Raw genomic sequence first — 25,374 nt, 5'->3', positions numbered from 1 at the left:
ACCAATCGCCCGCGCATCAACCGATGCGCGGGCGTTTTGCATGGCCGCATGGTGATTTGCAAAATATCGCCAAACGTTATCCTGCGACCTGTGTCGATTCGTTGACCGGTCGGTCGACCGGTCGGGGTTCCGCCGGCAACTTCATCATCGCGCACTCGCGCTCGCCACAACGAACGAAAGGGTTCTCGTGACTCGTCCCATGAACGCACCGAAACACCGCCTGGCGTTGGCGGCTTCCGCCACCGTCATCGCCGCCGGACTGGTCGGCTTCACCACGCTCGCTCAGATCACCGGCACGCCCGGCGACGACCGCATCGACGCCAACTTCGAGGTCGACGGCCAGCCGCGTGGCACCACCGACGGTGACGACCAGGTCGACGGCCTCGCCGGTGACGATCGGATCTACGGGCTCGCCGGCAACGACCAACTCGTCGGCGGTGAGGGTCGCGACTCGGTCTACGGCAACGAGGGCGACGACGCCCTGGTCGGCGGCATGGACGAGGACTTCCTCGACGGCGGCCCGGGCAACGACGGCATCGACGCGGGCGACTTCGACGACGAGGTCAAGGGCGGCGGCGGCTCCGACACCATCGCCGGCGGGCCGGGCAACGACGACATCAACGGCGGCCCCGGCAACTCCGCCAACCCCGACGGACCCGACTCCATCAACGGCAACGACGGCGACGACACCATCCTCGGCGGCAACGGCAACGACACCCTCCTCGGTAACGAAGGTGCCGACGACCTGCGCGGCAATGCCGACGACGACAGCGTCAACGGCGGCGGTGGCAACGACGTGCTCTACGGCGATCTCGGCAACGACGTCCTCCAAGGCGAGGCCGGCAACGACACGCTCTACGGCGGCCAGAACAACGACACGCTCTTCGGCGGCGCGGGCGACGACCTGCTCATCACCGAGCCGGGGCAGTACGAGTTTTCATTCGACTACTTCGACGGCAACGAAGGCGCTGACGTCCTCTTCGGCGGCGGCGGTACGCAGGTGCTCATCGGCCGCGACGACAACGACACACTCATCGCCGGGCCAGGCGATGACTACTTCGTGCTCATCGGCGCGACCGAGGTCGGCAACCACACGCTCATCGACGCCTACGAAGACGACGACCCGTCCAAGCCCGTCATCGACGGCGGCACCGATGCGCTCTTCTTCGCCAGGGACATCAACCCCGACCAAATCACGCAGACCGACACGCAGCCGGTGTTCTACGAGCTGAACATGGGGCTGATGACCGACCAGCCGATCACGCTGGACATGAACTCGCTGCCGGCAACGGCGTTTGTCGAGGTGGTCATCACCGGAAGCGCCGCCGATACCGTCACCGGCACCGATCTGACCGGCCACCAGAGCTACCGCCGACGCTTCCTCGAAGGCGGGCAGAGCTTCTTCTCACCCGACGAACTGTTCTTCACCGGCCCTGGCAACGACACCATCGTCACCGGCGCGGGCGACGACCTGGTCAGCGCCGACGCCGGCGACGACGACATCACGCTCGGCACCGGGCAGTGCAACCTCATCCTCGGCCCCGGCCGCGACACCGTCCGCCAACCCGTCGAGGGCATCATCGGCTTCTCCGACCTCGGCGGCGGCGACGGCATCCAACGCCGACGCATCCTCGACCTCCGCAACGAAGATGTCCTGCTGCTCGAAGGCAACGTCACCGTCGACCAGATCAGCGTCGAGGACCAACGCCGCTACGGCCAGACGCGCTACGCCCAGCTCATGCTCGACGGCGAGCCGATCTTCGAGTTCTGGGCCGTGCGTGCCGGCGACATCGAGCTCACCGACAACAACGGCAACGGCGTAATGGTCAAGGTCAAGCCCGGCCCCGACGTCGCCGGCCCGCCGCAGCCGATCGACGACCCGCCGGCCCAACAACCCGGCAAGCGCTAATCGGCTTGCTTTCAAACCATTCACCCACCGCCCGGTCGGACCGTCCGACCGGACGGTCGTCCTATCGTTCTTGCAATGCCAAAAGCGATTGTGATCGGTGGCGGATTTGGTGGGATAGCGTCCGCGCTGCGCATGCGGGCCAAGGGCTACGACGTCACGCTCATCGACAAGCAGGACAAGCTCGGCGGACGCGGCTACCAGTACCACCACGAAACCGAGCACGGCACCTTCGTCCACGACGCCGGCCCGACCGTCATCACCGCGAAGTTCCTCTTCGACGAACTCTTTGAGCTCTTCGGCAAACGCCGGGAGGACTACGTCGAGTTCCGCGACATCTACCCGTGGTACCGCATCCAGTTCGCCAACGGCGAGCAGTTCAACTACGGCGGCACGATGGAGCAGTTCGAGGGCGAGATCCGCAAGTTCGGCGGCGATCGCGACGTCGAGGGCTTTCGCAAGTACCTCGCCCACTCCAAACGTATCTTCGACAAGGGCTTTACCGACCTCGGCGATCAGCCGTTCGACAAGTTCACGACGATGCTCAAGTGCGCCCCCGACCTCGCCAAGCTCGGCGCGTGGCGGACGGTCTGGCAGATGAGCAGCAAGTACATCAAGAACGAGAACCTGCGCCGCGTGTTCAGCTTCCAACCGCTGCTCGTCGGCGGCAACCCGTTCAACACGACGAGCATCTACTCGCTCATCTTCTACCTCGAACGCGAATGGGGCGTCCAGTTCGCGATGGGCGGCACCGGCGCGATCGTCCGCGGGTTGCAGAAGCTGATGGAGGAGGAAGGGATTGAGCTGCGGTTGGGGGAGGAGGTGGCGTCGATCGACATACACGACTGGCCGGATCGACCCAAGCAAGAGAAGTTTGGCCTCCGGCAATGGGCGAAGTCAGTGCGACTTCGGAGTGGTGAACAAATCGCTCCCGGGAATCCTGGTATTGACCCACGGGACGTCGATTGGGAGCCAGTGGTCATCGTCAACGGCGACCCGCCGGCGATCTACCGCAACCTCATCGCCCCCGAGCATCGGCCGTCGTTCAAGGATGCCAAGCTCGACAAGATGAAGTACAGCATGGGCCTGTTCGTGCTCTACTTCGGCACCACCAGGAAGTACGACGACGTCGCCCACCACACCATCGTCCTCGGCGAAACGTACAAGGAGCTGCTCGACAAACTCTTCGACATGAAGCAGGTCGAGCGCGAGGACCTGAGCGTTTACCTGCACCGCCCCACCGCGACCGACCCGAGCATGGCCCCCGAGGGCATGGAGAGCTTTTACGTGCTCGTCCCCGTCCCCAACCTCCAACCCGGCGGCAAGGCCGACCCGGCCGACATCCCCACGCACCCCGACGGCACCGTCGACTGGGCCAAGTTCGGCGACGCCTTCCGCGACGACGTCGTCCGCTACCTCGAACGCACGATCCTGCCCGGCCTGAGCGAGTGCATCACCGGTGACTTCTACGTCACCCCCGACCACTTCCGCGACAACCTCAACACCCACTTCGGCAGCGGCTTCTCGATCCAGCCGATCTTCAAACAGTCGGCCTGGTTCCGCTTCCACAACAAGTCCGAGGACATCGACGGCCTGTACTTCGTCGGTGCCGGCACCCACCCCGGCGCGGGCATGCCGGGCGTCCTCTGCAGCGCGAAAGTCGTCGACAACCTCATCCCCGCGGTCGAGCCGGCAAACGCCGGGGTATGAGGGCGCAACCTAAACGTCGCTGCGCCAACATGTTGTAAGCCGCCGTCACGTCCGAGTTTTGACGAAGCACGTCCCATAGCGGCTCTCGATCGCTTGGCTTCGCATTTACCAGTGTTGACCGACGGGTCGCGGCAGGTTTTCGCGGGCCGGCACGGTTTTGGAACTTGATCGAAAGGCTCATTCGGGCCGTCGATGAGACTTCTGCGGCATATCGCCGCGATGTTCTTCCAAGACCCATCATGAAGATGCCCGCCCAACGGTTGAGTGCCCCCGGTACCGTTTCCCCACAACTCGTGCTCGAGAAACTTGAGCGGCGCGTTTACCTCTCCGGTGACGCCGCCGATGTGGTGCGGACCAGTTCGACGGATGTGCCGACCGAGGTCGTCTCGGCGACACCGGAGGTCCAACCCGTCCGGCGCGTGGTGGCGATCGATGCCGCCCTGGCGGCCGAGGAGCTGAGCGTTCTCGACGACCCGGCCACCCGCGTTGTTCTGCTCACCGGCGACGATCCACTCGGCCAAATCGGTGCGGCTTTGCATGGCTTGCGTGGCGTCTCGGCGGTTCACGTCATCACTCATGGCCGCAGCGGCGCGCTGGCCCTTGACGGCCGGCTGGTCGACGAGGTCACCCTCGAATCCGCGGCCGACGAACTCAACGCCTGGTCCGACGCCTTGGCCGATGATGCGTCGATCCTCCTGTACGGCTGTGACGTCGGGGCCGGCGAAACCGGCTCGGCGTTCCTCAAGGCCCTGGCCCGGCGAACCGACGCAACGGTCGCCGCCTCCGACGACCCGACAGGCCATGCGAACGACTGGCACCTCGAACAAATCGTCGGCGACACCGCCGAAGTCGAAGCCGTCGAAGGCATCGAAACGCTGGTCGATCTCTCCCGCTTCAGCGGACTGTTGGCCGCGCCGACCGTATCGGCCGTGGACAGCGTGGGGCACTTGGTCGGCACCGGGCCGCAGGTGCTCGACAATGCCCTGACCGTCAGCGGCGCCGGCACCTTCAACCGCATCGACGTCCAGGTCACCGCCGGCTATCGCAACGGCGAGGACATTCTCTCGGCCACCAACACCGGCGTCGGCACCGGGCTGTTCGACGCCACGACCGGCACGCTTTCGATCACGGGCCTCGCCAACAACGCGTCGACCCTCCAGTCCATCCTGCGCTCCGTCCGTTACGAAAACGCCCAGTCCCCTTACGCGACACTCGGCGCCCGCACCCTCACGATCCGCATCGACAACGTCGCGGTGGAGACGGTCACCGTCACGCAAGACCTGCCGCTGGATGCGTCGATCCGGCAACGGCTCAACGAAGCCGCGACGCTGATCCAGGACATCGGCACCCGCATCAGCGGATTCAGCGCGCCCGGGCAGTCGGAGACTGCGATCGTCCCGCTCATCAACGAGACCATCGGTACGTTGCTCTACCCCACCAACTCCGACGGCTCGACCAACTACACGAGCTCGATCCAGCCCACGCAGATCGGCGACTACCTCCAAGTCAAGAGCGCCGTCAGCAGCTACCTCACGGCCAACCCGACGCTCACCGACGTCACCGGGCTCGTCACGGCGTTGCAAACGCAACTCACCACCCTGACCGCCGGCACCACCGCCGACATCGAAGTCACCGGCAACTTCGTCAAACCCTCCGCGTCCAACGCGCGACGCATCGACCTTGTTCTCAAGGCACAAAACGTCAAGGGATTCACGAAAAGCCTTGATTTACCCGAACTTCAGCGCGATCTCGGGCTGACCATAAACACCGCACCGTCGGTGACGGTCGGCGGCGGCGCGGACATCGAAGTCCGCGTGTCGCTCGAACTCGATGCTCATACCTGGGGCTCGACGCTGCCGACCAACAAAGTCGGCGTCAACTTTGCCAAGCTCGCGGCTCAAGCCGGAGTGAGCACGAATGACTTCGACGCACCGATGCAGCTCGGTGTCATCGGCGGCACGATCACCGACGGCTCGATCGCCTCGGTCGGTCAGTATCCCGTCAGCTTCAGCGGCGGTGCAAGCAAAACGCTGGACAATTGGAACGCGACCGCCGCAACTGGCTTCGGCACCCTTACCGGCACGGTCACCGCCGACCTGCCGATCAGCGCGAGCATCGGTGGCGTTGCGGCCACCTCCACCGGAACGAAGTTGACGATCTCGTCGACCGACCCCTTCGGCGACGACCCGCTTGTCTACTCGACCAGCCAGTTCGGTTCGTTGCAGTACTTCGCCGCCCTCACCGTCGATGACCTCATCCGCGGCATTCAGGACGTTGGCCAACTGTACCACGCGCTCGACGCTTCCAACACCGACCTGCTCGGCCTACCGGTGCCGTTGACCGACGCGACCAGCTTCGGCGACGCGCTGAAGTTCGGCGAGCTGTTCGATGACGCGATCGGCTCGAAGATCGACGTCGTCGAGCCGATCATGAGCCTGGCCCGGACCGACGAGCTCACCGACTACCGCCTCCCACTCAGCGACGATTCGACACCCAAGCCGGCCGAGTGGTCGGACTTGCGTGGCGCGTTCAGCTTCGGCGTGGTGACCAGCATCGACGGAACCGCAACGACCGTGAACGTCGCCGCCGACGGGACCCGGACCAACTTCACCGACCTGCTCACGGACATCAACGCGGCACTGACTTCCGCGGGCGTTCCGCTGGTCGCTTCGGGCACGGACGCACTGACGTTCAAGGGCACGAGCAACGCGGTGAAGTGGTTCGCGCTAGTGCCGGCCGCGCCGCCGGCCGAGCGCGCCGCACCGCTGCCCCAAACGACCGCCCTCTCGACGTTGGCAAACGACACGCCTCGGTACATCAGCGTCACCGGCACCACGTCGGGCAGCGTCGTCGGGACCAACTTCTACAAGCTCGACACGCCGATCGCTGCGGCCGCGGTGCATGCGGGTCTGGTCGCCAACGGCGAAACCGCCGTGGTCAAGGTCACGCGCAAGAACGGCCACGCCGGCTTCGGCGGCTCCAACCGCAACGGCATCAACTCTGCCGGCCACGGCAGCGCCGACGGCTACCTGCTTGAATCGGCCGCCCCCGACTTGGTCCGACTCGGCGTGCTACCGGTCGGCGAGTCGATCGGCGTGCTCGACACCTTCGCCTCCAACCGGATCAAGGGCACGTTGCCGATGGCGACGAACCTGCCCAGCGACATCTCGTTCAAGATCAACGACGGCAGCAACGACTTCGCCGTCACCGTCGCTGACAACAACCGCGGTTCGGTGACCGACACGATCGCCGACGTCAACGCCGCCCTCGTCGCGGCCGGCATTCCGGCAACCACGCTCGTGGCCGAGTTCGAGGACGACCGGCTCGTACTGCGGTTGCCGACCGGGTCGCCGTGGAGCAGCTTCTCGGTCGAGCCGACCAGCGACGTCAACGCGCATCAACCCGTGAGCCTGGGCCTGATGGTCGGCGGCATCGCGGACCGGCCACGCCCCGTCGCGTTGCAGACGATCGACGATTTCACCACGCCCGGGATGTTCGATGGGCTGAGTGTCACACCGATCTACGACAAGGCGGCCGGCACCGTGACGTTCGAGTTGGCGGCTGCCGACACGCCGACCGCCGCGCTGCCGGTCGGCGTCGATTTCGCCACGCTGCCGCTGACGAACATCCGTAGTAACAGCCCGGTCACCGTCAGTCCGACGATCGGCCGCTCGCTCGACTTCGGCGTTGCCTTCCGCATCACGCCGGCCGAGCCGATCGTCATCGCTTCGGCCCCGGTGACGAGCAATGTCCTCACCGCCGACGCCACGTTCGATCTCGACTTTGCCCTGCAACAGAGGAACACCGTCACGATCCCGCACGGCTGGACCACCGGTAACGATCACGTGCAGGCATTGATCGGCGATGCGAACCAGGCGCTGCAACAAGCCGGCCTCGACGGCAAACTCATCGCCCGCCACGGCATCAACGACGGCCAGTTCGAGCTCGTCACCGCCTACCGCACGAACGGCAACAGCGCGATCACCCTTACCCACACCGCCGGCGTCCTCGCGTCGGACCTTTCGTTCACATTCACGCACGACGGCACCACGCACACCGTTACCGTCGCAGCGGCCGACACCGCGACCAACACCTCGCTCGGTCAACTCGTCCGCCAGATCAACGCCGCGCTCGCCGACGTCGGTGACCCGACACTGGTGCAGGACGTGTTCTTCACGACGTTCTCCACCTCGACCGGCGCACAGACCAACGAGATTTATGTCTACGCGGTCAACCCGCCGGACGTCGGCTGGCCGACGCAGCTCCGGCTGATCAACAGCACGACCAATCCCGCCGCGACCGTGTTCGGGTTCAACGACGGCGCAGGCGCGGCCGAGTCGACCCTGACCGCGCGGACCGGCATCGCCGCACCGACGGTCAAGGCGCACACCAACGGCCGACCGTTCGCGGACGGAACGCTACAACTGTCCGACGCGAGCTTCGCCGGTGCGGCGGACTACGGGCTCAATACGCTGCGATTCACCGGCACCGACGCCGACCTCGACGCGCGGGTCACGCTCGCCCTGCCGACACCGACGTCGCTGACCGGCTTCTCGCCGACACTCGTCTCCGACTTCACACGCACCGTCACCGGCTCCGACGGCACCGGCAAGGGCACCGCCGCCCTCGCCCTCACCGGCATCACCCGCAACGACCTCGCCGCGGGCGACGACGACATCGCCGACGGTGCGACCGTCACGGTGAGCATCGCCGACATCGCGGATCGCACCGTGACGAAATCGGTCGCCGAAGGCGCACCGATCGCCATCCCCGGACAGTCCGCCGGCAAGTTCAAGACCGCCACCGGTGCGCACACACTCTACTTCATCCACGACGACATCCGCTACGGCGCGACCGTCAACAAAGCCGACACGCAGAGCAACACGACGTTCGCCCAGCTCGCGACGCAGTACAACGCCGCGCTGACCTCCGCGACACGCTTCAACGCCGACGACACGACCACCGTCATCGACGCGTCGTCGCTCTTCACGCTCACCAAGGACCCGGACACGACGCTGGTGCAGCTGGGCGTCTATCAACCGGTGGCGAATCCGAACTACGCCTCGGTCGCGTTCGGCCCGAACAACGCGGCGTTCGGGGAGGCCGGCTTGCAAGGCGCGTTCGGGCTCGGCGTCATCGAACAAGCACTCACGGACGTGCTGCCCGTGCTCGACACCGTGCAAGACGAGCTCACGCTCTTCAACGGGTTCGACGTTCCGCTGGTGGACCGGCCCGTGCGTGACCTGATCGACGTCAAGGGCGACCTGCTCACCGGCATCGCGCGGCTCGGGTCGGCCACCGCCAGCAACATCGCCGACCTCGCACCCGCCATCGCCGCCGCCCTCGACATTCCGAGCTCGACCGTTGCGCTCGGCTTCGACTCGGCCAACAACAGCTACCGGCTCGACCTGACCTACACCACCGCCGCGGCGTCGGCCCGGTCGCTCTCGATGACGCTGGCCGACTTCTACCGCTTCACCGGCCAGGACGTGCCCGACGCCCTCTCGGTCTTCAACGACATGTCGCAAAGCAGCCCGCTCGAGACCAGGCTTGTCGCCACAACCCAACTCTCGCTCGGCATCGATCTGACCGACCCGAACGCACCGCGGACGTTCCTGTACGGCCACGACGGCACCAACGGGACACGGGTGAATGTCGGAATCGAAGCCGTGGTTGACGATGTCAACTTCACCGCCGCCGCCGGTGCGCTGGGGATTTTTGTCCGCAACGGTCGAGTGCATCTGGCCGGCCCCGCCGTGACCAACGACGACGCGCCCGTCTACACCCACGACAGCGGCACCGAGCAGCTCGACCTGCAAACCACCGGCAACACCGCGACCCTCACCGCCGATCTCGCCGTTGGTCGGCACTACCTCACGCCTACCGGCAGCGAGACCGCCCCGACGGCCGAACAGTTCAGCGCCGACTTCGCCGGCTCGGTCGAGGCGCACCTGCCGCTGTTCACGCCGACCGAGTTCATCGACCCGTTCACCGACACCGACGTCGACGTCCAGATCCAAGGCAGCGGTGAACAGACCGTTGAGCTTGCCGGCAACGTCTTCACGATCGTCGTTCCCGATCTCGGCGACTTCGCGGATGCCAGCGAACTGCTCGAAAGCTACCGCAGCCAGATCTCCGCCGTCTACGCCGCGGCCGACGATGACCCGCTTACGCCCGCACAGCAGGCCCAAGTGGACGCACTCCAGGCCAGCATCGACGGCCTTGCGACCGGCGAGGCGGTGAGCATCTACGCCCCGGACCTCGACGCAGCCACCAGCGGCGAGAACACGCCGACCCTGCTCGACGCGCTGCGTGATCCGGCTTTGCTGCTCGACGGAATCGACGTCATCCTCGGCACTGTCGAATCGGGCCTGCGTGGACTCGACTCGCTCAACATTCCGGTCATCGGCCCGGTCCTGGGCGACGCCGTCGATGGGGTGTTCGACTGGCGCAGCGGCTGGCTCGAGGACCTGCGTTACGACCTGCGTGGCCAGGGCGATGCGTTCTTCCAGTCACTCAAGGAATCGGTCTACGACTTCCTCGGCCCGGCGGGGATCGACCTGCTGCTCAAGGACAATGGCATCTCTTCGGTCGAGGGGCTGGTCGGTGCCGACAGCGTCGATGACGTGGTGCTCGACTTCTTCGACGCCGACGGCAAAAAGCTCACCGGGCGCGGCGGCTACGGGGCCGACTCGTTCGAGTTCAAGGTGCGGCTCGGCCAGACGCTGCTCGATACCGGGCTGGATCTGTCCTTCGACTTCGACAGTCTCGCACCGGCGTTCCAACTCGGCATCGACGGCGGACTCTCGTTCAAGCTCGGCTGGGACCTAACGGTCGGCTTCGGCTACTCGCTGACCGACGGGTTCTATGTCGTGACCAACTCCGACGACGCCTACAACGAGTTGCAGCTTCAGTTCGAGGCCGGGCTCACCGGGCGGCAGACGGGCTTCACCGTCGCCAGCCGTGCGTCGTCAATCACCGGCTACTCCATCCGCGACGCGGCGGGCTTGTGGGTCCACGGCCCCGCCGATGGCAACGGCAACACGTCCATCCTCGACGTCATGCCCGTCCTCTCCGACGGCACCGACTGGTCCGCAACCGGCACGCCGACGCTCCCGCAGGACTGCGTGCATGACGGCAGCGCCGAGCCGGGCAGCGACGAGATGCCGTTCTGGGTCGTCGCCGTCGACAACGGCAGCGGCACCGCGGTCCCGGCACAACTCGACTTCCTCGGCAGGTATGTGCCGCAGACGGGAAGCCGCGATACGACGCAGATGGTGCGGTTCGACCAAACCGCGCCGTTCGCGGCGTTCGGAAGTCTTTTCTTCTTCAACCTCGCGGCGACCGACACCGTTCGCGTCGGCCTCGACCCGCTGGGCAACGGCGACTACTTCTACGACCCGAGCCAAGCCAGCACCACCACGCCCTTCGGCCGCAACGACGGGGACTACGGCGTCAATCGCAACAACGACCTCCCGACCCGTGTGGCCGGGCGCATCGGTGTCAACGTCGTCGACCCCTCCACGGCCAGCGGCGATTACCTCGCACGCCCCGGTGCTTCGCCGACCGGCTTCGTACTCATGGACGGCTCCGATCCCGTCAGCGGCGGCGAGCCTGTCCTCGACGACGATGGGAACTTCACCCCCGTCATCTACGAGTCCGGCACCTGGTACATCGCCGAGGAAGACGAAGGCACCTGGGTCAGCAGCGGCGACGAGATCACCGCCGACGCGACGCCCAACCGCATCACGTTCGAAGAGATCAGTGAGGCGGGCCTGGACCTGTTCGAGCTCGACGTCTCGGCCGAGGCGGTAGTCAACCTCGACGTCGAGTTCTTCGTCAGTGAGAACGCCGCCATCCCTCGCCTGACCGGCACGCTCAACGTCGACTGGCGTAGCGACTCGGTGAAGGTCAACCCCGACGGCAGCGAGAAGCGCGACTTCGTGCCCGAGATCGGGATCAACGACATCCGGCTGGACCTGGGCTCGTTCCTCAACAAGTTCATCAAGCCGATCGCGGTCGAGGCGGACAAGGCGTTCAAGCCGGTCGATCCGCTGATCGACGTGGTCAACTCGAAGATCCCCGTGCTCAGCGACATCGCCGGCCGCAACGTGCGACTGACCGATCTGCTCACACAGTTCGGCGGGCCCAAGGGCAAAGCCGTCGCGGCGGTCATCGACACGATCACGCTCGTGCGCGACCTCTCGGCCGTCATGGCAGCCGTGCCGGACAACGCCAACGTCTACCTGCCGATCGGCAACTTCTGGCTGGCCAAGGTGCCCGGCGGGAAGATGCAGATCTACTACGACAACTCCGAGGTTCGTGCCCCGTCGATCACCCAGCGTAACCAGTCGCTGCTGCAAGACCCCGGCGCCGGCGCGGACGCGGCGACGAACGCCCTCGGCAAGCTCGATGAAGCCGACCGCAAGGAACGCAGCAACAACAACAGCAAGTTCGGCTCCGCGACCGACCCCGGCGGCTTCGACATCCCGATCCTCAAGGACCCGACCACGATCTTCCGCCTACTCATGGGCGAGGACGTGCCGCTGGTCACTTTCTCCCTGCCGTCGGTGGATTTCGTGTTCGACAAGCGGATCACGCTGGCCCGCATCCTCGTGCTGGAGATCGGCCTGCGGATCAACGTCGAACTCGAAGCGCAGCTCCACATGGGCTACGACACCAAGGGTTTGCGTCTGTTCGCCGACTCGCGCGATCCGGGCGATCTGCTCGAAGGGTTCTACATCTCCGACCGCGAGAACGCCGACGGCACCGGTGCCGACGTGGACGAATTCAGCTTCAGCGCGAGCCTGGGTCTTTACGGCGGAGTCGATGCATACCTCGCCCGCGCCGGCATCGAGGGCGGCTTCAACTTCAACGCCCGCATCAACCTCAACGACCCTGACAACGACGGAAAACTCCGCGTCCTCGAAGCGATCGAACTGGTGGAGTACACCGGCAACCCGCTGGACCTGGCCGACCTGCATTTCTCCGGCGAGGTTTACGCCCGGTATTACTACTGGGTCGGCCTACGCATCTGGACGCCGTGGAAGAGCTACACCATCACGCTCCACCGCGGCGGCAAGACCTTCGCCCGGGCCACGGTCTTCAGCTTCACCCGCGGAGGTAACGACGGCCCGCCGGTCTTCGCCTCGAAGATCACCGCCGTCGACGACGCCGGCAACGAAACGCCGAACACGCTGCTGCTGCACATGGGCGGCGCCGCCGAGAAGCGTGTCAGCAATCAGGACCCGCTCAAGCTCCGCGACGGCAACGAACACTTCACCGTCTGGAACGACGCCGGCAATCCGTCCACCGTCAACGTCCGCTACAACACCTTCAGCGGCACCGAGACGCAAACGTTCACGGGTGTCGCACGGGTCGTCGCGTCCGGCGACGAGGGCAACGACACGATCGACGCCTCCGGACTGAGCGGCATCTCCGTCGACTTCGACGGCGGTGCCGGCAACGACACCATCTCACTCAACACCGCCCCCACGGCCACCCTCACCGGCGGCAGCGGCAACGACGACCTGCGCGTCAACGGCTCGGCCGCTGCAACACTCGACGGCGGTGGCGGCAACGACACCCTCCGCGGCGGCACCGGCACCAACGACTTCCGACCCGGCGGTGGCAATGACACCGTCCACGGCGGCGCGGCCGGCTCGTTCAACACTGTCCGCTTCGCCCGAACCTTCGGCGTCGATCAACTCCTGCTCAACGGCAACGCGACGAGCAACCTGATCTCGTTCGTCGAATCGACCCTCCCCGTCACGGCCAACCTCTCGGGCAACAACAGCACCGTCTCGGCCGGCGACAACAACAAGGCCACCTTCGATCTGCTCGCAGTGACCGAGATCCACGGCAGTCGCGGCCGCGACGTGTTCAACGTCACCAACCCAACCACCCGCAGCCGCACCGACAACGAGGGCTTGGTTCTACGCGGCGGGCTCGGCAACGACGAGTACAACCTCGTCGCCGATGATGTCACCAACGTCAACGCCGAGGGCATTCGCATCGACGATGCGATCCTCCCGACCACTCCCGCAACCGTCGGCACCATCGACGTCGACGGCACTTGCGGACATCTCAAGAAAATCGAAGTCGCCACCGGCGGCACCGGCTATGTGGTCGCGCCAGAAGTGCGCATCACCGACGCCACCGGCCGCGGCGCGAAAGCCGTCGCTTCCATCGACGATAACGGCGTCGTCACCGGGATTCATGTGATCGACCCCGGCGAAGGCTACTCCGCCACACCGTCCGTTACGCTTCTCGACCGCACCAGTCGCGACGATTCGGTCACTTTCTCCTCCACCACGACCGGCGATGTCGTCTTCGACCGCAACGCGTCGATCAACCGTCTCACGACCGGCGGCAAGTCGATCCGCTTCGCCGGCTACGCCAACCCAGGCACCCCTCGTCCGTCCAACGCGCCGGCGGAGATCGACGACGTGTCGCTCAACATCCCGGCCGGTTCGGTACGACTGGCCAGCGCGATCGATGTCCGGCAAACGCTGGAGATCGACGCGAAGCACGTCGAACAGGAGGCCGCGCTCCACGCCGACACCGTTCGCATCACCACGGCCCAGGGCTTCAACGCCGATCACGCCATCCATGCGACCAACAACGGCGACGTGCTGCTCCGCGTCACCGGCCAGTACCCCGACGCCGTCACCGAAGCGACCGCCACGGCCACCGTCGTCGATGGCGTGATCACCGCGTTGAACCTGACCGCCGGCGGCTCCGGGTATACCCACACGCCGGTCGTCACCATCGTCGACCCGATCGGCAACGGCACTGGTGCTCGCGCCACCGCGACACTGACCAACGGCGTCGTCACCGCCCTGACCCTGCTCGATGGCGGTAGCGGCTACTTCGCCACGCCCGCACCGATCATCAAGTTCGCCGCGCACGACTCGATTCGTCTCGACGCCCATGTGACCAGTTCCACCGTCGGCTCGATCGCCGGTAGCGGCGACGGACGCGGCACCATCACGCTCCGCTCCGAGGGCGGCGCGATCCACCAGTCCGGTGACGTCGACTTCGGCAGCTCGAATCTGGACTGGCGGCATGGCGACTTCGCTTACGCCAACGTGCAGAACCCCGACACACTCGACGACCTCACCGGCGGCGGCAGCGGCGCGACCGCCACGGCCGTCGTCGATGCCGACGGCCAGGTCACCGCGATCAATGTCACCAACGGCGGCAGCGGCTACTCCACGGAGTTCCTCCCTTCGGTCCAGCTCGAAGGCGGTGCGACCGCCACGGCGATCGTCGACGACGGGACCGGCACGATCACCGGCTTCCGCATCACCTACCCCGGCAACGGCTACGCCCAGTCCAACCCGCCGGCGGTCAACATCGTTTCCAACGGCTTCGCCCGACTCTCCGGACCAGCCACCAACCGCGCTCACATCCAGGCCGCCGGCGGCTCGCTGGTCGCTTCCGCCGTCACCGGCATCGGTGACGCTCACAAACCCCTCAAAACAGACGTCGAAACCATGGTTGCTCACACCACCGCTCTCGAAGCCGCGATTTATGTTCTCGAAAAGGACGGCACCCGACTCGGCCTGCTCGACTCGATCAACGGTGTCTCCACCATCGACGGCGACATCGCCATCACCAACTTCACCGGCACCCTCGCACTGGGTCAGCCGGTCCAGGCCGTCGATGCCTCGGGCAACCTTCTCTGGCAAGACGCGGCACAGACCGTCCCGATCTACGAGCGCGACGATCAGGGCCGCATCGTCTACCGTGGCGGCAAGATCGACTCCGGCGACGGCGGTATCAAGTTCGTCGCCGACGACATCGACGTGAACAGCTTCGTCGGCGCCGGCGGTGGCAGCATCGAACTCTCGCCCGTCCGCCCCTCGGCCGAGATCGGTCTCAACGGCACCCAGGCCACCGTCGAAGCCACCATCAGCGGCGGCGTCGTCACGGGCTTCACCAACCTCTGGGAAGGCCGCGGGTACACCGGCGAACCCATCGTCACTCTCACCCCGCCCGGCCAACGCGCCTTCGGTGTCGCTGATGTCCGTGACGGCGAGCTGCAAAGCGTCCGCCTGACCTTCGGCGGCAGCAACTACAACGCCAGCTTCCCGCCGACCGTCAGCCTCGTCGGCGGCAACCCCGACGAAGCCGCCACCGTCACGGCGACCTACAACAGCGACGGCCAAGTCACCGGCTTCACCGTCACCGACCCCGGCAGCGGCTACGGGTCCGCGCCCGAGGTGCGCATCAGCCTACCCGGCCAGCAGGCCACCGCTCGCGCCGTCATCACCGGCGACCGCGTCACGTCGCTGACCATCGAATCGCCCGGCGCGAACTACCAGACGCCCCCGACCGTCGAGATCGGCGACCCCTACCCGTTCAGTCTCAAGGAAGCCGAGCTCGACTATTTCGAGGACGGGTTTGAAGAAATCATCATCGGCCGCATCGACGGCAGCCACACCTTCCACTCGGCCAACGCGACGTTCACCGACGGTATTCGGCTCCGCGCCCCGCGCGGCGGCACCATCAACGTCGAACGTCTCGAAGCCACCGACTCGCCGGTCGTCATCGTCGGCTCCGGCAACACGCTCAACCTCGATTCGGCCAACCCGATCGTCTCGGGCACGTTCATCGAAGTCGACGATAACATCGTCGTCCACGACGACGTTGACGCGATCCTCCGCGCGACCGCCGGGCATGTCTCGGTCTTCGGCGCGGGCAAGGGCAAGATCGACGGCGTCGCCGGCTCGCTCACCGAGAACCTGCTCATCGAGGACGTCTCCGACATCACCGTCACCGGCGCGATCGGTAGCAGCTACCCGATCCACAACCTCACGCTCAACTCGTCAGGTCGCGGCAACGTCAGCCTCGAACGTTCCGTCGAACTCGAGGGCACGCTCACCATCACCGAGGCCGGTGATGTCACGTTCGGGGGCGACGTCACCATCGACGGCGACCTCATCATCACCGACGCCGACAACGTTGACTTCCTCGGCAGCCTCACCGTCACCGGCGACATCGTCGTCGCCACCGCCGGTCGGCTCTCCTTCGCCCAGGATGTGGAGGTGCAGGGCAACGTGGACATCGGCACCGACACCGACCTTACCGCCGTCGAGCGCGTCACCTTCGCGGCCAACACACTCCTGGACGTCAGGGGCAACGCGAGCATCTACACCAACGACGACATCCGCCTGGCGATCGCCGAGATCATCGGCGACCTGAACCTCGCCACCAACGACGACGTCACCGTCACCGGCAACATGGAAGTCGACGGCACGCTCACCCTCGGCGTCGCCGACAAGGTCAGCTTCGCCCGTGACCTGGAGGTCGTCGGCGACGTGTCGATCGGCAATCTCGGAGACCTCACGCAGATCGGCGAGATCACGTTCGCCGGCGGTGCCGACATCGACGTCTCGGGCGCGATGACCCTCGCCGTCAATGACGACATCGCCCTGGAGAACGTCGAAGTCGTCGGCAATCTGGCCATCCACACCAACGGCGCCCTCGAAGTGGCCGGCACCATCGACACCGATGCCGACTTCGTCATAGGCCGGGCCGCTTCGGTCTCGCTCGATCAGGACGTCACCGTCGCCGGCGATGCTACCTTTGGCACCACCCTCGACCTCACCCTGCTCGGCACCGTCGCGCTGGGCGAAACCATCAGCTTCGACGTCGACGGTACCGCCGCGATCTACGCCAACGACGAGATCACCCTCGGTGCGCTCGACATCGGCACCGACCTTCTCGTGAGCACCAACGCCGGCCTGTCGGTCGCCTCGGACTTGTCGGTCGACGGGAACTTCACCCTGGGCCGTGCGACCGCCGCCAGCTTCGCCCGGGATGTCGGCATCGTCGGCTTCGTCTCGCTCGGGTCCGCCGTCGATCCGACCCGACTCGGCGCGCTCAGCTTCGCCTCCAGCGCCCGCTTCGACGCCGGCGGCCTCGTCACCATCTACACCCAGGGCGATGTCGTCTTCGGCAACCGCGTCGGCCAGCTCGAAACGCCCACCAGCATGCTCGTGCGATCGGAAGCCGGTGACATCTCGTTCAACGACACCGTCGACCTCGACACCGCCCCGCTCACGATCGCACAAGCCCGCGATCTCACCTTCGCACAGGATCTCACCGCGGGCGACCTCGTCGTCACCCTTGCCACGGGGCAAACCCGCTTTCAACGGACTGCCGTGCTCGGCTCGGTCGATGTGACCAGCGTCGCGGCCGTGCAGGTCGTCAACCAGCTTGTCGTCACGACCGGCAACCTGCGCTTGCGGACCAACGACGTCGATTTCAACGGCGGGGTCAACTCGATCATCCATCAAGCCGCCGACACGCGGACGATGACCGTCGAGCCGTACGCCCTTGATCGCGCGATCGCGATCGGTTCGCCCGCGGGTGCCGGTGGTCTGGACATTTCCGACCTCGACCTCGACGCCATCAGCGGCACCTTCGCCGAGCTCGTCATCGGCACCGCCACCACCGGCACGGGCCCGGTCACGCTCGGCTCGATCGGCACGCAGCAAGGGGCCGGCAACTCCCGCATCAACAACCCCACCCGCATCGTCGGCGGCTCGATCACCGTCGCGCAGAACGTCGACTCCGCCGCCGGCGCCGGTTATCTCAAGCTCGTCGCCAACACCGGCGACATCACCGTCAACGGCGCGCTCAACGAAACCCCCGGCGAGCGTAACGACACCATCGAACTGCTCAGCCACACCGGCGCGATCGCGCTCAACGCTCCGGTCTATGCCGGTGACGAGCTACGCCTTTACGCCGCGACGACGGTCACGGCGACCAGCTTCATTGACGCGGACCACCTGGCCGTCGACGCCGGTGCCGCGGTGAGTCTGAACCACGAGACCAACCGCGTCTCCGTCGCCGCGTTCGACATCGCCGATGACAACCTTGTTTTCCGCAACGATCACGACTGGGCGATCGGCACGGTCGACTCCCGCGTCGGCCTCGACATCGGCACCGGCGATGCCCATCTCACGAGCAACAACGCCACCGTCACGCAAACCGACGACATCGTCGCGGCCGACCTGCGCACCGACGGCACGGCCGGTGACTTCACCCTCACCCGCGCCACCAATGACGTCGATACCGCCCGTGGCAGCGCCGACGATGTCCGGCTCGTTGACGCCGATGATTTGAATATCACCGCTGCCACGACGACCGGTGTGCTGATCGCCACGGCCGCCGATGCGCTGACCGTCGGTGTTATTGACGCGACCGGCAACGTCGCCTTGGACGCGGGCACCACCTTCACCTCCACCGATATCAGCTCCGACGCCAACATCGCCGTCACCGCCGACGATGCGTTCAACTCGACCCGCATGTCCACGCTCGGCTCGGTACAGCTCGACACGCCGGCCGCCATGGTGCTCGATGAAACCATCGCCGGCACCACCGTCACACTCACCGTCGGAGACACGCTCACCAACAGCACCCGCATCTCCGCCGGCAGCGACATCGACATCAACGTGACCAACGCCGTCACGAGCAACGTGATCGTTGCGGGCGGATGGGTCGACATCGCCGCAGCGAGTCTCGGCGCCGAGCGGATCACCGCCGACGGCAACGCCGTCGCGCTCATCGGCGGCGACCTCGACGTGACCGTCACCGTCGCCGGCAACGTCGACTACACCGCCGGCGACAACCTCGTCGCCGACGACGTCACCAGCGCCGCCGACGTCCGGCTCGATGCGACCGCCACCATCGACAGCGCGACCGCCATTGTCGCCGCCGGCAACCTCGCCATGGTGACCGACACCGGCACCATCACGACCAACGTCATCGACGCCGATGGCACCGTGATCACCACCGCCGCCACCGCGATCGGCTCGACCGATCTCGACGCCGGCGGCAACGTCACGCTCGACGCCGGCACTTCGATCACCTCCGGCAATCTCGCAACCGACGCCGACCTCTTGGCCACCGCCGTCACGTCGATCGACCTGGGCACCACCACGACCGTCAACGCCAACCTCACCAGCGGCACCACGCTCGACTCCGACAACTTCACCGCGACCGGCAACGTCACCATCGACATCACCGGTGCACTCACGTCCGACGAGCTCGACGCGGCCGGCATCCTGCTCGTTACGGCGACCGACGCCGCCGACTTCACCGCGACAACCGCAGGCAACGCCGACTGGACCGTGACCGGGGCCTTGACCAACGGCACGCTCGACGCATCGGGCAACGTCGACATTGATGCCGATGACACGTTCACCTCGACCGGCGTTACTGCCGGCGGCACGGTGAACATCGACGTCGTTGGTGCGTTCGACTCCGACACCATCGACGCCGAGGGCGATCTCGACATCATCGCCGGCAGCACGGTCGATCTCGACACCACCGCTGGCTACGACGTCGACATTCGCGCGACCGGTGCCATGACCAGCGGCAGTCTGACCGCTGCCGGCAGTGTCGTCATCGACGCCGACGCATCGCTGACCAGTTCCACGCTGATCGCCGCCGGCACGGTCGACATCACGGCCGAAAACGCGTTGAACATGCAAACCACCGACGCCGAGGGTGATCTGACCATCGATGCCGAAGCGGGCGTGCAACTCACCAACACCGATGCCGCCAACGTCGACATCGACGCGGTCGGCAACGTCACCAGCGGCACCCTCAATGCAGCGGGCAACGTCGACCTGGACGCCGACAGCTTCAACAGCACCACACTGACCGCGACAGGCAACGCCACTCTGACGACCGCCGGCCTGATCGACTCCGGCACCATCGACGTCGAGGGCGACCTCACTGCCAACGCAGGCACCACCCTTGATCTCGACACGACCGAGGCTAACAACGTCGATCTCACCGCCGCCGGCGATCTGACCAACGGAACGCTCGCCGCCGTCGGCAACGTCGTGATCGACGCCAACGCCACGCTCACGAGTACGCAGCTCACCGCAACGGGTACCGCATCCATCACCGCCGAGGATGCACTCAACGCCGGCACGACCGACGCGGAGGGTGATCTCACGATCGACGCCGAGGCGGGCGTTCAGTTGGCCGACACCGCCGGGGCCAACGTCGACATCGACGCGGTCGGTAACGTCACCAGTGGTATGCTCGATGCCGCGGGCAACGTCGATCTCGATGCCGACAGCTTCAACAGCACCACGCTGACCGCGACGGGCAACGCCGCTCTCACGGCCGTCGGCCTGATCGACTCCGGCGACATCGACGTCGAGGGTGACCTCGACATCAGCGCCGGTGGCACCGTCGACCTCGACACCACAGCCGGCGACAATGTCGACATCGACGTAGCCGGCCAAATGACCAACGGCACACTCACCGCCGCCGGCAACGTCATCGTGGAGGCCGACGACATTCTCACGAGCTCCGTCATCAACGCCGGTGGCACGGCGACGCTCAATGTCGTGGGCGACCTCGACTCGCACACGATCGACGCGGCAGGCGACCTGACCGTGACCGCCGGGGCGAGCGTCGATCTGACCGTGACCGCCGGTGCCAACGTCAACCTCACCGCTGCGGGCGACCTGACCAACGGCGCCCTCACCGCAACCGGAAACGTGATCGTCGATGCCGATCAGTCGGTCACCAGCACCAACCTGATCGCCCTCGGTAATGCGACACTCACCGTCGACGGCCCGCTCAACAGCACGGCCCTCGACACCGACGGCGATCTCGACATCGACGCCGGTGCCGGCGTCCAGCTTGGCACGACCGAAGCCGTCAACGCCGACATCGACGCGGTCGGCAACGTGACCAGCACCACCTTCGACGCCACAGGCACTGTGCAACTCGACGCCGACAGCGTCAACAGCACCACGCTCGACGCCGACGACGACGTCACGATCGCGACGGTCGCTGGCGTCGTCTCCGACACACTGCGGACCGACGCGGACCTCGCGATCGACGCCGGCACAACGCTCACCCTGGCCACGACCGAATCCAACAACGCCAACCTGCTTTCGACCGGCCAGCTCAGCAGCGATTCGCTCACGGCCGACGGAAACGTCACGGCCGACACCGACGCCAACATGCTCGCTGGCACCATGACCATCACCGGCACCGCCGACCTCGACGCGGGCACCGACCTTCAGGCGATCAATCTCAGCGTCACCGGCAACGCGAACGTCGATGCGGGCAATGACGCGGACATCGCCCGCCTGAGCACGTTGTCGGTCGCGACGGTCAACGCCGGCCGGGACGGGAGCTTCGGTGAACTTCTCGCGGACGCCGACCTGACCGTGACCGCAGGCCGTGACATCACCGCCGACAAGCTCAGCAGCGGCGGCAATCTCACAGCGACCGCGACCAACAGCTTCGACGCCGACCGCGTCACCGCCGCCGGCAACGCCGTCGTCAACGCCACCGACATCAACAGCGACACCTCCATCGCCGTCACCAACAACGCCACACTCACCGCCGACGAAACACTTACCGCCAAACTCGTCGACGTCGACGGCCTCGCCGACCTTGACGCACGGACGATCGCCATCACCGAGTTGACGGCCGGCACGCTCGACACCGACGCGACGACTTCGGTCACGGCCACACGTCTCGCCACGACGGGCAACAGCACCGTTGACGCAGGCACCACCGTCGACGTCGACACGCTTACCGCCGACGGCGCCGCCGCCATCGACGCGGGTGATGACATCAATATCAACACCCTGCGTGGCAATGCGGGCGTGGACGTCGACGGCGCTGCGGACGTGACGCTCGGCACGACGAACGGATCGGGCATCGACATCGACGCCGACGGTGCCGTTCTGACCGACACCACCACCGCAACGGCCGACCTGCGGATCGTCGCCGGTACCACGCTCGACGGCGTGAGCATGACCACCGCCTCCAACGCCTCGCTCAGCAGCGGCGCGAATCTCAATGTCGACAACATCACCGCAACCGGTGACGCGACGATCGACTCGGCCGCGGGCGTCATCGTCGACGAACTGACCGCCAACGACGCCGACATCGACGCCGTCGGCAGTGTCGAACTCGATCGCGCCACGACCCGCGACCTGAACGTCGATGCGGGCAACGCGCTCGACTCGCAACGGCTCATCGGCCGCAACGTCACACTCTTCGCCGACGCCGGCATCACCAACACCGACCGCATCGAAGCCACGGGCGACATCAACGCCGTCTCCGGCACCGGCGGCAACTACAACACACTCCAGGCGGGCAACGATCTCACCCTCGATGCCGGCTTCTGGACCACCGCCGACGCCATCCGCGCACGCCACGTCGATGTCGATGTCACCTCCACCTTCGCGACCAACACGATCGACGCGGCCGGCACGGTCGACCTCGACGTTACGGAACTCGACAGCGAACGCATCACTGCGGCCGAAACGGTGGACATCACCACCACCGGCGCGATCGACAGCGAGCGGATCGATGCGAACGACCTGCGTATCCGTGGCGGTGGCCAGACCGACCTGAACGTCGTCCGCACCAACAACAACGCCGACATCGCCGTCACCGGTCGCACGGCGATCACCGATGCCCAAGTTGGCGGTGACGCGACGATCACCGCGACGCAGAACCTGTCGCATGACCGCCTGACCGTCGCGGGCGATGCCGCCCTCTCGACGCCGACGACGCTCAGCCTCAACGTCACCGACGTTGCCGGCACGCTCACGCTGTCGGGACGGACGGTCGGGTTGGCCGGTGCAACGAGCACTGGCAACCTCGCCCTGCGAGCCACTGCCGACGCCGCGACCCTGGGCGACATCACCGCCACCGGCCAGGTCTCGCTCGTCGCTTCGGCGCTCAACCTGCCCGACGGCTTCTTCATCGACGCGGACGGCGACGTCGCGATCGACGCCGACACGCTCGGGCTCGGCACCGACATCCTCACCGGCGGCGACGTCACGCTCGACGCCGACACCCAACTCACCGGCTACGTCGGCATCAACGCCAGGGGCTCGATCGAACTGCTCGGCAGCATCGACGGCGTGCAGACGCTCTCGGTCGCCGCCGGCGGCGACGTGCGGTTCGACGCGGCCGTCGGCACCACCGACCGGCTCCGCCGCGTCATGGTCGTCGATGCGATCAACGTCACCATCGACGCGCCCCTGCTCACGCAGCGGTTCGATCAGTTCGACGGCACCGGCACCACCTTCGTCCGTGACACGCTCTCGACGACTCACTCACGCGGCTTGCGCATCAACACCGGCGACATCGTCGTCGATGCCGCGCTCGGCTCACGCCGCCGGGCCGTCATCAACCTCGCCGCCGATGGCGGCATGCGGTTCACCGAAGACGCTCGCCTTTGGAGTCATGGCGGCATCAACCTGACCGCCGACGCGATCGAGGCCGACAACGGCGCCATTCTCGCCGCGTCCAACCGACGAGACTTCGTCATCACCGCCGACCGTGTCAGCCTCCCGACCGCGACCGAAAGCGTCAGCGGCAACGCGGACTTCCTGCTGCAACCTCGCACGATCGACGGCCCGACGGCCATCGGCGTGGACGGCGCGGCGTTCGGACTCCGCAGTGCGGCCGGCCTGAGCCAGTACTTCGCGCAGGTCCGCGTCACCGGCGGCGAGGTCACACTCGGCGACATCGACCTCAACGTGCCGTTGAGCGTCGAAGCGAGCGACGACCTCACCGTCGAGGGCTCCGTCACGACGCACACACAGCGCGGTGCGATCGACCTCCACGCCGGCGGCACTGTGACCGTCCTGGGCGATGTGCAAATCGTCCGTGGCGGAGACCTGATCGTCGACGCCGACGACATCCGCGTCGGCTCGGACGACCGTGTCGCCAACATCACGATCCCCGGATCGCTGCTGTTGGGCACAAGGGCCGTCGACTCCACGACGCAGGTCATCAACCCGCTCACCACGCTCCGGGCCAACGACATCCTCATCGGCGGCATCGATCAGATCGAGCCGGCCGAGGTCCGCATCACCGGCAACTTCTACGCCGGCGACGACTTCAACATCTACACCACCGGCAACGCCATTGCGGACCGCTTCCGCATCGTCGCGACCAACAGCCTCAACATCGACGCCGATGGCGACATCCGCGTCAGCGACGGCACCGGCATCAGCCGCACGCAGCTGCCGATCTTCACCGCCAACCGCGACGGCAACCGCACCGGCCGGCTCGAAGAATCGTTCGTGTTCTACAACAACCCCCGCAACGTCCGCCTCGCCGCCGAGTTCGAGAACGTCTCCTTCGGCAACGGGCTCAACCGCAACGGCTTCGCCGACGTCCGCATCGTCAACCTCGACGACGTCCCCGCGGCCGCGTTTGCCCGGGTCGCCCTGCGGGCTTCGCTTGATGGCACGCTCGACGGCTCGGACGTGCTGCTGGGCTGGTCCTCCGACGTGCTCGAGTTCGCCCCCAACGGCAGCCTCCGCATCCGCATCGAGGCCGGCCTCCCGGTCGACCTGCCCGAAGGCTCGTACACGCTCTTCGCCGAAGTGCTCAGCTACGCCCCCGACAAGGACGCCTTCCGCAACATCGCCACAAGCACCACCCGCATCGCGGCATGACCCCAAACGTCCCGCACCAACACACCCCGCCGCGATCCACGGATCGCGGCGGGGTGTGTTGAGCGTAAGCGGAGACTCTGCTTAGCTCGTTGCGCCAAAGCCAAGCTGCGGCATAAACGTTGCCCCACGGGTCAACACCTGCCACACAATCGCATTCGGTGAGCACTGGCCGACCCGTTCGGCATGCCTGAACACGCCGAACGCGGGAAACGCCACGGAAAAGCCGATGGCGGGAATCGGCGGGTTCGTCTTAAAAAAATTTGAAGCACGCGCGAAAGG

Annotated in this window: 3 protein-coding genes; all 3 read left to right on the top strand. The window is 66.3% G+C overall.

The annotated features are described in order from the left end of the window. Window positions 1-199 precede the first annotated feature (199 nt). The 3 genes from AAGD32_07850 (at window position 200) to AAGD32_07840 (ending at window position 25,095) form a co-directional block, all read left to right on the top strand. Window positions 200-1,909 (top strand): calcium-binding protein, encoded by a 1,710-nt coding sequence (locus AAGD32_07850; GenBank protein MEM8874159.1) that lies wholly within the window; start codon window positions 200-202, stop codon window positions 1,907-1,909. A gap of 75 nt (window positions 1,910-1,984) precedes the next feature. Beyond that, complete coding sequence (gene crtI / locus AAGD32_07845; protein MEM8874158.1) at window positions 1,985-3,616, top strand: phytoene desaturase family protein; 1,632 nt, start codon at window positions 1,985-1,987, stop codon at window positions 3,614-3,616. Window positions 3,617-3,909: 293 nt separating this feature from the next. Continuing rightward, window positions 3,910-25,095: a DUF4347 domain-containing protein gene (locus tag AAGD32_07840; protein ID MEM8874157.1), complete on the top strand. Its 21,186-nt coding sequence runs from the start codon at window positions 3,910-3,912 to the stop codon at window positions 25,093-25,095. Window positions 25,096-25,374: the final 279 nt, after the last annotated feature.

It is taken from the genome of Planctomycetota bacterium, from assembly GCA_039182125.1.
Lineage (GTDB): Bacteria > Planctomycetota > Phycisphaerae > Tepidisphaerales > Tepidisphaeraceae > JBCDCH01.
The sequence above is the reverse complement of the archived record's forward strand: the minus strand, read 5'-3'. Positions and strand labels throughout refer to the sequence as shown.

Bases quoted from the DNA above. Each gene is read 5' to 3' on its own strand.
- AAGD32_07850 (MEM8874159.1), top strand. From the start codon at position 200: ATGAACGCACCGAAACACCGCCTGGCGTTGGCGGCTTCCGCCACCGTC.
- crtI (MEM8874158.1), top strand. From the start codon at position 1,985: ATGCCAAAAGCGATTGTGATCGGTGGCGGATTTGGTGGGATAGCGTCC.